Annotated in this window: 10 protein-coding genes and 2 rRNA genes; all 12 read right to left on the bottom strand. The window is 43.5% G+C overall.

From position 1 onward, the window contains the following. Positions 1-58: 58 nt before the first annotated feature. The 12 genes from OLD84_RS01165 to OLD84_RS01110 all read right to left on the bottom strand — a co-directional run bounded on the left by OLD84_RS01165 (position 59) and on the right by OLD84_RS01110 (position 13,090). Positions 59-2,976, bottom strand: a 23S ribosomal RNA gene (locus tag OLD84_RS01165). A gap of 195 nt (positions 2,977-3,171) precedes the next feature. Then, positions 3,172-4,739, bottom strand: a 16S ribosomal RNA gene (locus OLD84_RS01160). The 16S and 23S rRNA genes sit together here, the layout of an rRNA operon. A gap of 683 nt (positions 4,740-5,422) precedes the next feature. Then, on the bottom strand, positions 5,423-6,922 hold the full coding sequence (gene lysS, locus OLD84_RS01155; RefSeq protein ID WP_209463529.1) for a lysine--tRNA ligase: 1,500 nt from the start codon (positions 6,920-6,922) through the stop codon (positions 5,423-5,425). A gap of 371 nt (positions 6,923-7,293) precedes the next feature. Continuing rightward, positions 7,294-7,482 (bottom strand): hypothetical protein, encoded by a 189-nt coding sequence (locus OLD84_RS01150; protein ID WP_209463528.1) that lies wholly within the window; start codon positions 7,480-7,482, stop codon positions 7,294-7,296. Further along, a complete protein-coding gene (locus tag OLD84_RS01145) occupies positions 7,479-7,697 on the bottom strand; it encodes a helix-turn-helix domain-containing protein (protein ID WP_209463527.1) in 219 nt (72 codons plus the stop codon). Before OLD84_RS01145 ends, OLD84_RS01150 begins: the two co-directional genes overlap by 4 nt. Beyond that, entirely contained in the window at positions 7,667-8,179 is a 513-nt protein-coding gene (gene folK, locus OLD84_RS01140; protein ID WP_209463526.1) for a 2-amino-4-hydroxy-6-hydroxymethyldihydropteridine diphosphokinase, read from the bottom strand. Before folK ends, OLD84_RS01145 begins: the two co-directional genes overlap by 31 nt. Continuing rightward, entirely contained in the window at positions 8,176-8,541 is a 366-nt protein-coding gene (gene folB, locus OLD84_RS01135) for a dihydroneopterin aldolase (RefSeq protein WP_209463525.1), read from the bottom strand. Before folB ends, folK begins: the two co-directional genes overlap by 4 nt. Beyond that, positions 8,534-9,364, bottom strand: a complete 831-nt coding sequence (gene folP, locus OLD84_RS01130) for a dihydropteroate synthase (RefSeq protein WP_209463524.1) — start codon at positions 9,362-9,364, stop codon at positions 8,534-8,536. Before folP ends, folB begins: the two co-directional genes overlap by 8 nt. Positions 9,365-9,469: 105 nt before the next feature. Next, positions 9,470-10,402 (bottom strand): cysteine synthase A, encoded by a 933-nt coding sequence (gene cysK / locus OLD84_RS01125; RefSeq protein ID WP_209463523.1) that lies wholly within the window; start codon positions 10,400-10,402, stop codon positions 9,470-9,472. Between the two features lie 100 nt (positions 10,403-10,502). Then, a complete protein-coding gene (locus OLD84_RS01120; protein ID WP_209463522.1) occupies positions 10,503-11,402 on the bottom strand; it encodes a peptidylprolyl isomerase in 900 nt (299 codons plus the stop codon). 33 nt (positions 11,403-11,435) lie between these two features. Further along, positions 11,436-12,302 carry an Hsp33 family molecular chaperone HslO gene (gene hslO / locus OLD84_RS01115; RefSeq protein WP_209463521.1) on the bottom strand — a complete coding sequence of 289 codons (867 nt, stop codon included), beginning with the start codon at positions 12,300-12,302 and terminating at the stop codon, positions 11,436-11,438. A 14-nt stretch (positions 12,303-12,316) separates the two neighbouring features. Beyond that, positions 12,317-13,090, bottom strand: a complete 774-nt coding sequence (locus tag OLD84_RS01110; protein ID WP_209463520.1) for a type III pantothenate kinase — start codon at positions 13,088-13,090, stop codon at positions 12,317-12,319. Positions 13,091-13,147: the final 57 nt, after the last annotated feature.

Below are 13,147 nucleotides of genomic sequence, written 5' to 3'. Positions count from 1 at the left end.
GTCCATTTATACCCTAAAAACTAAATAAGAGTATCATCAACGCCGATCAAATAAGAAATTAGTTAAGTCCTCGATCGATTAGTATTCGTCAGCTGCACGTGTCACCACGCTTCCACCTCGAACCTATCTACCTCATCGTCTCTGAGGGATCTTACTCACTTAAAGTGATGGGAAGTATCATCTTGAGGGGGGCTTCATGCTTAGATGCTTTCAGCACTTATCCTTGCCATACGTAGCTACCCAGCCATGCTCCTGGCGGAACAACTGGTACACCAGCGGTATGTCCATCCCGGTCCTCTCGTACTAAGGACAGCTCCTCTCAAACTTCCAACGCCCACGACGGATAGGGACCGAACTGTCTCACGACGTTCTGAACCCAGCTCGCGTACCGCTTTAATGGGCGAACAGCCCAACCCTTGGGACCGACTACAGCCCCAGGATGCGATGAGCCGACATCGAGGTGCCAAACCTCCCCGTCGATGTGAACTCTTGGGGGAGATAAGCCTGTTATCCCCGGGGTAGCTTTTATCCGTTGAGCGATGGCCCTTCCATGCGGTACCACCGGATCACTAAGCCCGACTTTCGTCCCTGCTCGACTTGTAGGTCTCGCAGTCAAGCTCCCTTGTGCCTTTACACGCTACGAATGATTTCCAACCATTCTGAGGGAACCTTTGGGCGCCTCCGTTACTTTTTAGGAGGCGACCGCCCCAGTCAAACTGCCCGCCTGAAACTGTCTCCGAACCGGATTACGGTCCTGGGTTAGAAGGTTCGTACAGCCAGGGTGGTATCCCACGGATGCCTCCACGTAAGCTAGCGCTCACGTTTCTAAGGCTCCCACCTATCCTGTACAAGCTATACCAACATTCAATATCAGGCTACAGTAAAGCTCCACGGGGTCTTTCCGTCCTGTCGCGGGTAATGTGCATCTTCACACATCGTATAATTTCACCGGGTCTCTCGTTGAGACAGTGCCCAAGTCGTTGCACCTTTCGTGCGGGTCGGAACTTACCCGACAAGGAATTTCGCTACCTTAGGACCGTTATAGTTACGGCCGCCGTTTACTGGGGCTTCGGTTCTGCGCTTCGCTCGAAAGCTAACGCTTCCCCTTAACCTTCCAGCACCGGGCAGGTGTCAGCCCTTATACTTCGCCTTTCGGCTTCGCAAAGACCTGTGTTTTTGATAAACAGTCGCTTGGGCCTATTCACTGCGGCTCACTCACGAGTGAGCACCCCTTCTCCCGAAGTTACGGGGTCATTTTGCCGAGTTCCTTAACGAGAGTTCTCCCGCTCACCTTAGGATTCTCTCCTCGCCTACCTGTGTCGGTTTGCGGTACGGGCACCTGTGACCTCACTAGAGGATTTTCTTGGCAGTGTGAAATCGGGAACTTCGGTACTCAATTTCCCTCCCCATCACAGCTTGAAATTGCCGAACGGATTTGCCTATTCGACTTTCTCACTGCTTGGGCGCACTATTCCATCTGTGCGCATTCCTTATCCTACTGCGTCCCCCCATCGCTCAAACAGTCACGAGGTGGTACAGGAATATCTACCTGTTGTCCATCGCCTACGCCTTTCGGCCTCGGCTTAGGTCCCGACTAACCCTGAGAGGACGAGCCTTCCTCAGGAAACCTTAGGCTTTCGGTGAAAGAGATTCTCACTCTTTTTTCGCTACTCATACCGGCATTCTCACTTCCAAGCGCTCCACCAGTCCTCACGGTCTGACTTCACAGCACTTGGAACGCTCTCCTACCATTGTTCTAAGAACAATCCGCAGCTTCGGTGATACGTTTAGCCCCGGTACATTTTCGGCGCAGAGTCACTCGACCAGTGAGCTATTACGCACTCTTTAAATGATGGCTGCTTCTAAGCCAACATCCTGGTTGTCTGGGCAACTCCACATCCTTTTCCACTTAACGTATACTTTGGGACCTTAGCTGGCGGTCTGGGCTGTTTCCCTCTCGACTATGAACCTTATCACCCATAGTCTGACTCCCAAGGCAAAGTAGCTGGCATTCGGAGTTTGACTGAATTCGGTAACCCGGTGAGGGCCCCTCGTCCAATCAGTGCTCTACCTCCAGTACAATCAACCTTGAGGCTAGCCCTAAAGCTATTTCGGAGAGAACCAGCTATCTCCGTGTTCGATTGGCATTTCACCCCTACCCACACCTCATCCCCGCATTTTTCAACATACGTGGGTTCGGGCCTCCGGTCAGTGTTACCTGACTTTCACCCTGGACATGGGTAGATCACACGGTTTCGGGTCTACGACCACATACTAGAGACGCCCTGTTCAGACTCGCTTTCGCTGCGGCTCCGTGTCTTCCACTTAACCTTGCATGTAATCGTAACTCGCCGGTCCATTCTACAAAAGGTACGCCGTCACCCATTAACGGGCTTCGACTACTTGTAAGCGCACGGTTTCAGGTTCTATTTCACTCCCCTTCCGGGGTGCTTTTCACCTTTCCCTCACGGTACTGGTTCACTATCGGTCACGAGGAAGTATTTAGCCTTAGGAGATGGTCCTCCCAGATTCCGACGGAATTTCTCGTGTTCCGCCGTACTCAGGATACACTCCGGAGGAAATGCCTTTTCGACTACAGGGCTCTTACCTTCTATGGCTGATCGTTCCAGATCGATTCGTCTAACGCATTTCTTTGTAACTCCAATGGAATGTCCTACAACCCCAAAGAGCAAGCTCTTTGGTTTGGGCTGTTTCCGTTTCGCTCGCCGCTACTTGGGAAATCGCATTTGCTTTCTCTTCCTCCGGGTAATGAGATGTTTCAGTTCCCCGGGTCTGCCTCATTTATCCTATGTATTCAGATAAATGTCCTGTTCCATTACGAACAGTGGGTTCCCCCATTCGGAAATTCTCGGATCAATGTTTACTTACAACTCCCCGAGACATATCGGCGTTAGTCCCGTCCTTCTTCGGCTCCTCGTACCAAGGCATCCACCGTGCGCTCTTCTTCACTTAACTAAGTTACTTGTTTTCATTCAAAAGAACGTACAATTTAATTTGATGTCGTTGATTACTCTTATTTAGTTTTCAAGGTACAAAATAACAAAATGAGAGATTTACATCCCTCAAAACTGAACCAAACAACCATGTATGTCCCTGACCTCAGAGAACCCGTTAGGGTACCTCTGAAGCGTTCCTTCTATTTATCCTTAGAAAGGAGGTGATCCAGCCGCACCTTCCGATACGGCTACCTTGTTACGACTTCACCCCAATCATTGGCCCCACCTTCGGCGGCTGGCTCACGTAAACGTGTTACCTCACCGACTTCGGGTGTTGCTAACTCTCGTGGTGTGACGGGCGGTGTGTACAAGGCCCGGGAACGTATTCACCGCGGCATGCTGATCCGCGATTACTAGCGATTCCGGCTTCATGCAGGCGAGTTGCAGCCTGCAATCCGAACTGAGAATGGTTTTATGGGATTTGCTACACCTTGCGGCTTCGCTGCCCTTTGTTCCATCCATTGTAGCACGTGTGTAGCCCAGGTCATAAGGGGCATGATGATTTGACGTCATCCCCACCTTCCTCCGGTTTGTCACCGGCAGTCACCTTAGAGTGCCCAACTTAATGCTGGCAACTAAGATTAAGGGTTGCGCTCGTTACGGGACTTAACCCAACATCTCACGACACGAGCTGACGACAACCATGCACCACCTGTCACTCTGTCCCCGAAGGGAACCCGGTATCTCTACCGGTTGCAGAGGATGTCAAGACCTGGTAAGGTTCTTCGCGTTGCTTCGAATTAAACCACATGCTCCACCGCTTGTGCGGGCCCCCGTCAATTCTTTTGAGTTTCAGCCTTGCGGCCGTACTCCCCAGGCGGAGTGCTTAATGCGTTAACTTCAGCACTAAGGGGCGGAAACCCCCTAACACCTAGCACTCATCGTTTACGGCGTGGACTACCAGGGTATCTAATCCTGTTCGCTCCCCACGCTTTCGCTCCTCAGCGTCAGTTACAGACCAGAGAGTCGCCTTCGCCACTGGTGTTCCTCCACATCTCTACGCATTTCACCGCTACACGTGGAATTCCACTCTCCTCTTCTGTACTCAAGTCCTCCAGTTTCCAATGACCGCTCACGGTTAAGCCGCAAGATTTCACATCAGACTTAAAAGACCGCCTGCGAGCGCTTTACGCCCAATAATTCCGGACAACGCTTGCCCCCTACGTATTACCGCGGCTGCTGGCACGTAGTTAGCCGGGGCTTTCTGGTTAGGTACCGTCAAGGTACCGCCTTATTCAAACGGTACTTGTTCTTCCCTAACAACAGAGTTTTACGATCCGAGAACCTTCATCACTCACGCGGCGTTGCACCGTCAGACTTTCGTCCATTGCGGATGATTCCCTACTGCTGCCTCCCGTAGGAGTCTGGGCCGTGTCTCAGTCCCAGTGTGGCCGATCACCCTCTCAGGTCGGCTACGCATCGTCGCCTTGGTGAGCCTTTACCTCACCAACTAACTAATGCGCCGCGGGCCCATCTGTAAGTGACAGCTAAAAGCCGCCTTTTAACTTCTCATCAGGAGATAAAAAGTGTCATTCGGTATTAGCTCGCGTTTCCGCGAGTTATCCCAATCTTACAGGTAGGTTGCCCACGTGTTACTCACCCGTCCGCCGCTCGGTCCACAGATTTCCTCCCGAAGGATTCCATCTGCTTCACGCGCTCGACTTGCATGTATTAGGCACGCCGCCAGCGTTCGTCCTGAGCCAAGATCAAACTCTCCAAAAAAGTTTGAATAAGATCGACACCGTCAATCTCATCAATTGTCTTAGCTTCCTTCCTTTCATGTGCAAAAGAAATTTGTTTTTGTCGAATTCATAGAATCCGGACATTCACTTACCTCTTCTGACATGTGAAAAACAGTAACCTGTTCTTCTTGACATACTGGTTGTTTTGTTCAGTTTTCAAGGAGCAAATTTCAGTGATTGCTTTAAAATAGCAACCTCTTCACCTTATCATGCCCACTCCTATAAGTCAATAACTTTTTTGAAGTGTTTTTTAAGATTTGATTTTGTGCCGCTTCTCAAAAATGCGACTTTATTAATTTACCATGCTGACTTGTGAAAGTCAATATGTTTTTAAAATTATTTTTATTACCTGTTTTGCTATGGGTTGTCTTTTGTTTGAACAACGATATTTAATTTACCATGATTATTTACAGAAATCAAGTGTATTTGAAAAAGAAATAACTGGAAATAATGTTTTTCACTATTTATATAGTTGCTAACGTCTAGAAAAGCGCGACACAAAGCTTGAATGCCTCTTTCCGTTCTGCAATTATTATTACTTCCTTCTATCATAATGGCGATGCGATAAATACAAAGTACGCTTTCCATTTTAACCGAACGCTAACAAATAAAACCCTCTTCAAAATAAAAGGACCGACAATACAATATTGCCGGCCACTTTAATTATTTATCACGCATTAACGGGAATAGCAAGACATCGCGTATCGATTGAGCGTTTGTTAATAGCATGACAAGTCGATCGATACCAATTCCCAATCCACCTGTTGGAGGCATTCCGTATTCCAATGCTTCCAGAAAGTCTTCATCCATTAAATGCGCTTCATCATTCCCTGCGTCTCTTTCCTTCACCTGCGCTTCAAAACGTTCACGCTGATCGATTGGGTCATTTAATTCACTAAATGCATTGGCATGTTCTCGACCAACGATAAACAATTCAAATCGATCCGTAAAACGATCGTCTTCTTTGTTTTTCTTTGCCAATGGCGAAATCTCCAATGGGTGTCCATAAATAAATGTCGGTTGAATTAAGGATTCTTCTACCTTTTGTTCAAAAAACTCATTGACGATATGTCCAAAAGTCATTGCTTTTGTAATCTCGACTCCATGCTCTTTAGCCAGCCCTCTTGCTTTCTCATCACTCATTTGTTCCCAGAAATCCACACCTGTTTTCTCTTTTACTGCATCGACCATGTGTAGTCTTGTCCATTCCGGCTCAAGATCAATTTCCTGTTCATCATACAAGACTTTTGTTGTTCCTAATACTTCGTTTGCAATATGCGCAATAACGTTTTCTGTTAGTGACATAATATCATGATAATCTGCATATGCCTCGTACAATTCAATCATCGTGAACTCTGGATTATGCCTTGTAGAAACTCCTTCGTTGCGGAACACGCGCCCAATTTCATAAACCTTTTCCATCCCGCCGACAACCAAGCGTTTTAAATGTAGCTCAATCGCAATTCGCATATATAGTTGAGCGTCAAGCGCATTATGATGGGTTAGGAATGGTCGCGCAGAAGCACCACCAGGAATGCCGTGCATCATCGGTGTTTCCACTTCTAAAAATCCTTGCTCATCCAAATACCTGCGCATAGATTGAATGATTTTACTCCTTAAAATAAATGTTTCTTTGCTATCTGTATTTGAAATTAGATCTAAGTACCGCTGACGATAGCGCTGTTCCACATCTTTTAGGCCATGATATTTTTCTGGTAACGGACGGAGTGACTTTGTTAACAGACTAAATTCTGTTGCTTTAACGGACAGCTCCCCAACTTTTGTTTTGAACATAACTCCAGTAATACCGATAATATCTCCTATATCTGCTGTCTTGAAAACTTCATAACCTTCCTCGCCGATAGAATCCTGACGTACATAGATTTGAATTTGACCACTTTGATCCTGTAAATGCGCAAATCCCGCTTTTCCTTTGCCTCGTTTTGTCATTATTCTTCCAGCAATCGTGACTTGGTCTTCCTTTGGTTCTAATTCTTCTTTAGAGAACGCATCATATTGCTCTTGTAACTCCGTTGCTAAGTGTGTTCTAGAAAATTTATCGCCAAATGGGTCTAACCCCTGTTCGTGGTACGTGTTTAGTTTTTCACGGCGAACTTGCATTTGTTCATTTAGTTCCTCTGACACAATTATCACTCCAGTCATTTGTTAAATTAAGTATATAGAAAAAGCAGGAACCTTTCACGTTATATGGATACTTTATTGCTTGTAGAAAACGTAACTAATCCAAATAGTTGTTGCCAAACCCCGCTAAAGAATAAAACCTACCAGCAAACTACTGGCAGGTTTTATTCGCAAATAGGAAAGATAAAACTCCTATTTGCATAAGTGCAGGCTACTACATTCCTTCGAAAAGCTTGGCGGTGCCAAGCTTTCTAATAAGGGATCAAAATCAAGCCTTATGCATTACTAACAGCTTCTAAATCACTAGCGTACGTGTATAAGATCTCTAGTAGCTGTTCCCGCGTCTCAGCAATATTAATAAGCTTTCTTACTCCCATTTCCTTTTAAACCTATTAGATACCATGCAGTGTTTTCACATTTTCCATTACTTTTTCACCTTTTATTTTCACCAACCCGTCCATATGAAGCATACAAACGTCGATTTTTTCATTTGGTTTCGAATCGCTAATTAGCTTACCTGTTTCCAAGCACGTCCAATCATTATTTTCACGGTAGATGGTGGCTCGACCTAGGCGAGTCATGTTGGTTTCTTATCTGTCAAGGTTAATTCTTCCTTTGATACAACTAGTGTCGTAGCGATTTGGTTTAACAATTCTTCGGATACCTGCTTCTTTCCTCTTTCCAATTCACCAATTACGCTAACAGAGACACCTAACTCATTTGCAAATTTTATTTGTGTAAAACCCTTTAATTTCCGAAACGCCTTTACTCTTCTACCGACTCGCTTTGCATCCATTTTGTTACATCCTTTATGTCTGATTCTGGAAGTTTATTTATAAAATACGCAACACGCTTATTCCATGTTGGTAGGATTAGGTTAGGTGCAACCTCATTCAATGGAATGAGTACAAATGCACGTTCATGCATCCTTGGGTGTGGAAGAATTAAGTTTTCCATTTTACTATTTTCTTGATTATACACTAAAATGTCAAGGTCTATTGTCCTCGGCCCATTTCGGATTTTACGATCACGGCCCATTTTATGTTCGATCTTCTGACATAATAACATTAATTCTATAGGTGAAAGGGATGTATTTACCTCAATCACCATATTTAGAAAATAAGCTTGATTCGCATAACCCACTGGGGCTGTTTCATAAATGGAAGACTCTTTCTGAATGAAAACAGAATCACGAGCTGCCAATTCCTTCAAAGCATTATTCATATATTCTTTTCTTGGCTCGATATTGGCCCCTAAAGCGATATAGGCTATATTCATAATGTTTTCTCCCTGAAAATTTCTACAGCTATGGATTGATAATGTCCTGGAACAGGCGGATCTGGCTTCGTAACCCTTACCATACAAGCGGATAATAGGTCAAATGAGGCAAGCAACTCATCCGCAATAGTTCCTGCAACTGCTTCGATAAGATTCATCGCCTCACCTTCCGCTATTTCCTTCACCAGCTCGTAGACATGGCCATAGTGAATGGAATCATTCATGTTATCGGTTTGTGCCGGCTTTTTTAAATTGGAGAAAAGCTCTATATCGACATTAAATCGTTGTCCTAGTTTGTTTTCCTCTGGCAATAGCCCATGATAGCCATAAAACTGCATGTTAGTAAGCATGATCTTATCCAAGAGCCCTTCCTCCTTTAGCGAGCATTACATCCATCATTTTTGCCAGCTCTGCATTGACTTTCACATTATGAACACGAACGATTTGAACACCTTTTGTTATACCTAAACAAGTGGTTGCACCAGTTCCATTGTCTCGTTCTTCAGCAGGTAGATCCAAGACACCACCAATAAACCTTTTGCGTGACGTACCTAACAAAACCGGATAACCTAAGTTTGTAAATTGTTCCAAATTGTTCATTACGACTAAATTATCATCTGCCGTCTTCACAAAACCGACGCCAGGATCCAGTATGATGTTCGCCTCTGCAACACCAGCCTGTAAAGCAATTTCAACACTCTCAGCTAAATCATTTTTCATATCGTCTAGGAGAGAGGTATAATTCATATCTGTACGATTGTGCATTAAAATAATCGGTACATTATAAGCAGCAGCCACCTTCGCAATTTCAGGGTCTTTTTTTGCCCCCCATATATCATTAATTATTTCGGCACCGGCTTCCACTGCTTTTCTTGCTACTTCTGCTTTGTATGTATCGATGGAAATCGGTATATTTACTTTGGCCTTTACTGCTTGAATTATTGGCACAACACGCTCCATTTCGACTGCTAAGGATACAGGATCATGATCTGGTCGGGTTGATTCACCACCAATGTCAATCACATCTGCCCCAAGTTCCTCCATCTCAACTGCTTGTTTCACTGCTTTTTCAACTGATGTATAATTCCCACCATCCGAAAAGGAATCGGGCGTAACATTTAGTATACCCATTATATGTGTACGATCTGATAAGTCGTATGTTTTCGTAGTTGTTTTTAAGATCATTTTAATTTTAACCTTCTTCCAGCAACTTTATTTGATTCCTATTTTATCACAGAAAAAAAGGACTAGCATCATTTTTTCGATGCTAACCCCTTCCTTTTCATTCTATTATTTGTTATCTCCCTCAAATTGATACAAAGGAGTCGACAGATAACGCTCTCCGTTATCTGGTAATATCGCAAGTACTTTTTTGCCTTTGCCTAATTGCTTCGCTACTTTTTTAGCTGCAGCCACTGCGGCCCCTGCTGAAACGCCACCGAGAACCCCATTTGTTGTCGCAACTTCACGTGCTGTTTCCATTGCTTCATTATTGGATACACCAAGCACTTCCTCATAAATTGTTGTATCCAATATACCAGGTACAAAACCCGCACCAATTCCTTGAATTTTATGTGGCCCCGGAGATCCGCCAGCTAAAACCGGGGAATCCTCAGGCTCTACAGCATAGAGCTTAATACCTTTATAATGTTCCTTTAGAACTTTTCCTGCACCTGTAATGGTCCCACCTGTTCCAATACCAGAAACGAACGCATCAAGTCCTTCGTTCATTTGTTCAACGATTTCTTTTCCGGTTGTACGTGCATGAACCTCGGTGTTTGCTTCATTATTAAATTGCTGTGGCATGAAATAGCCATTTGCTGCTTTTAATTCTTCAGCCTTCTTAATAGCACCTTTCATCGCTTCTGCACCTGGAGTTAATACTAACTCAGCGCCATAGGCTCGGAGTAAATTACGACGCTCGTTACTCATGGTATCTGGCATTACTAAGATTGTTTTATATCCCTTCGCTGCAGCCACCATTGCTAAACCAATACCAGTATTTCCACTTGTCGGCTCAATAATTGTGTCCCCATCTTTTAAAGAACCGTCTTTTTCTGCTGCTTCGATCATGGACATAGCAATACGATCCTTAACCGAACTTCCAGGATTCATAAATTCCAATTTCAAATAAATATCCGCACTATCTGCATCTGTCATGCGGTTTAGCTTAACAATTGGTGTTTCTCCAATTAAACTAGCAATATCATTTCCTACTCTCATAATACTGCCTCCTAATCCCTAGTTATTTTGTATGATTAATTCAAATGTACGTTATTCTCAGAATAATGTCAACTAATAGTTGAATATCCTCTTACATCCATTATTCAGCATATATCCAGTCTATTTCCAGTTCTTCCCATAAAGGGGTTGCTGTGAGCGATTGATTTAATTCTTGTAAGGCTAACTCACTTTCAACATATGGTTTCATTTCCTCATATGTAAACTCAATGGCCGGGAGCTTTCGGTGAACGTAAATGATCGCTATCCCACGATCAGCTCGAAATGGCTCGCTATAGGAGTGCTCTTCTATATCAGCAGCTACCTCCTCATAACCGTTCGGAAAGAATTGACTATTCGTATTTATAAAGCCAAGGTAACCACCCTCGTCCTTCGTTTCTTCATCTATCGAATACTCTTGTGCAAGTAAATCAAAGGAAGCTCCTTCTTCTAGTTCTTCCGTAACTTGTTCAGCAGTATCCAAATCCCGTACAAGAATATGGGAGAGTTGCATAGTCGATGTGAAATCATATTGATTTCCGTATTCATCATAATAACGTTGAATTTCCTCTTCAGGAATGGTCGCATCCTCTGTTAACAATTTTTCCAATTGGTAGCGATAACGAATATCTTCACGCCACGCTTCCTCTTCCGCCTCAAATTCCTCTGCAGTCATTATCCCTTGCATTGATGTTAATAACGCTACCTCTCGTTCCACAACTTTATCATCTACTTCTATATTTTTTTCATTGGCCAGTTGATTAACTACCGCATAGTCGATCATTGTTTTTAATTGATTTTCCCCATATGTACTTCTTAAAGCACCCATCCAGTCCTGATAGCTAACTTCTTCACCACCAATAGATGCTACTGCTTCTTCCGTATCTATATCTACTTCTTCATCACTTGCTACATTTGCATTGTCGTTATTCCAAAACAGCAATGAAGCAATATTTGTAATGACTAGCACAACGATAATTCCTAGCAGTAATTTCCTTGACATTGATGACTTCCTTCCCAGTAATTCATGATTATTCTACTTTAACAATTCAAGTTCATCTTCTGTAAAACGATAAACTTCATTACAAAAATGGCAACTAGCTTCCGCACCATGATCTTCCTCAATCATACTTTGAATCTCTTTAGCCCCTAAACCACTAATCGCTTGTTCGATCCGATCTCTGGAACATTTACATTTAAATACAAGTGGCAACTGTTCTAGCATTTTCACCTCTTCATCAGGAAACAAGCGTTGTAAAATTTCCTCTGGTGAATTTCCTTCTTGGATGAGGGAGGATATTGCAGGAAATGATTGGATTTGTTCCTCTAATTCATTAATTAGTTCTTCGTCAGCTCCTGGCATCACTTGAATAATAAACCCACCAGAGGCCAGTACCGAGTGATCAGGATTAACTAATACGCCCGCACCTACTGCAGAAGGGGTTTGTTCCGAATGCGCAAAATAATAAGTAAAATCTTCCCCAATTTCCCCGGAAATAATCGGCACTTCTCCTGTAAAATAATCCTTTAACCCTAAATCCTTGATAACACGAAGACTCCCTGACGTACCAACCGCACGCGCGACATCTAATTTCCCATGATCGTTTAAATCAAAATCAACATGTGGATTTGTTATATAACCACGAGTCTCACCGTTGGCATTACCATCTGCAATGATAACACCTACTGGCCCATCACCTTCCATTTTTACAGTAATTGTCTCTTCTCCTTTAAGCATCGCACCCATCATTGCTGTTATTGTAACGGTACGCCCTAAAGCAGCAGTTGCGGTCGCCCATGTATCCTGTCTTCTACACACTTCCTCTACTGTGTTTGTCGATATAGCTGCATATGCACGAACCATACCTTGATGCGTTGTTGCTTTGACTAAATAATCCTTCATACCGAAAACCTCCTTTATATTTGTCTGTTTTTTTGATAGATCAAATTTAAACCTTTTAACGTTAAGTAGCTATCAACATAATCAATTGTTTCAGATTCACCAGCTATCAACGATGCTAATCCCCCAGTAGCAATTACCTTTGGTTTGCTACCCATTTGGTGTTCAATACGTGTTATTATACCGTCTACTTGTGCAACATATCCATAAAAAACACCAGACTGCATTGCTTCTACCGTTGACGTTCCTACTATATTATCTGGTGCTTGAATTTCAATTTTAGGAAGCTTAGACGCCTTACTATATAATGCCTCCATCGAAATATCAACACCTGGGGAGATGATGCCTCCCTGATATTCTTTTTGTTCGTTTATAAAACAAAAGGTTGTAGCAGTACCAAAATCAATAATAATGAGTGGTGCACCAAACGTTTCAATCGCTCCTACAGCATTAACAATTCGATCTGCTCCAATTTCCCGCGGATTAGGGTAACGCATTTTCAGTGAGGATTGTACCGTCTCTCTCCCTATAACTAAAGGGTCTATATCAAAATAAATATGACTCATTTTTTCAAGTGCGTACATTATCGGAGGAACCACTGTTGATATGGCAACACCGTGAATATCTGAAAAGGAGACCCCTTTATGGTCAAACAATGATTTAATCAGTACGCCGAACTCATCTTCCGTCTTGTAACGATCCGTTTTGATTCGCCATTCATGCTTTAATTCATTTTCTTCAAAAACACCAAGCACTGTATTCGTATTTCCTACATCGAGAACAAATAACATCCCATCCCAAACCTTCCTATTCATAAAGTTACAAGTTTTTTCTTTTTTATTGGCTAT

It is taken from the genome of Virgibacillus natechei (assembly GCF_026013645.1).
Classification (GTDB): domain Bacteria; phylum Bacillota; class Bacilli; order Bacillales; family Amphibacillaceae; genus Virgibacillus_L; species Virgibacillus_L natechei.
Note: the sequence above shows the minus strand (reverse complement) of the source record. Positions and strands in the feature narration are given on the sequence as shown.

Coding starts and splice junctions, on each gene's coding strand:
- lysS (WP_209463529.1), bottom strand. CDS start 6,922: ATGACTGGAGTGATAATTGTGTCAGAGGAACTAAATGAACAAATGCAA.
- OLD84_RS01150 (WP_209463528.1), bottom strand. CDS start 7,482: ATGACTCGCCTAGGTCGAGCCACCATCTACCGTGAAAATAATGATTGG.
- OLD84_RS01145 (WP_209463527.1), bottom strand. CDS start 7,697: ATGGATGCAAAGCGAGTCGGTAGAAGAGTAAAGGCGTTTCGGAAATTA.
- folK (WP_209463526.1), bottom strand. CDS start 8,179: ATGAATATAGCCTATATCGCTTTAGGGGCCAATATCGAGCCAAGAAAA.
- folP (WP_209463524.1), bottom strand. CDS start 9,364: ATGATCTTAAAAACAACTACGAAAACATACGACTTATCAGATCGTACA.
- cysK (WP_209463523.1), bottom strand. CDS start 10,402: ATGAGAGTAGGAAATGATATTGCTAGTTTAATTGGAGAAACACCAATT.
- OLD84_RS01120 (WP_209463522.1), bottom strand. CDS start 11,402: ATGTCAAGGAAATTACTGCTAGGAATTATCGTTGTGCTAGTCATTACA.
- hslO (WP_209463521.1), bottom strand. CDS start 12,302: ATGAAGGATTATTTAGTCAAAGCAACAACGCATCAAGGTATGGTTCGT.
- OLD84_RS01110 (WP_209463520.1), bottom strand. CDS start 13,090: ATGTTATTTGTTCTCGATGTAGGAAATACGAATACAGTGCTTGGTGTT.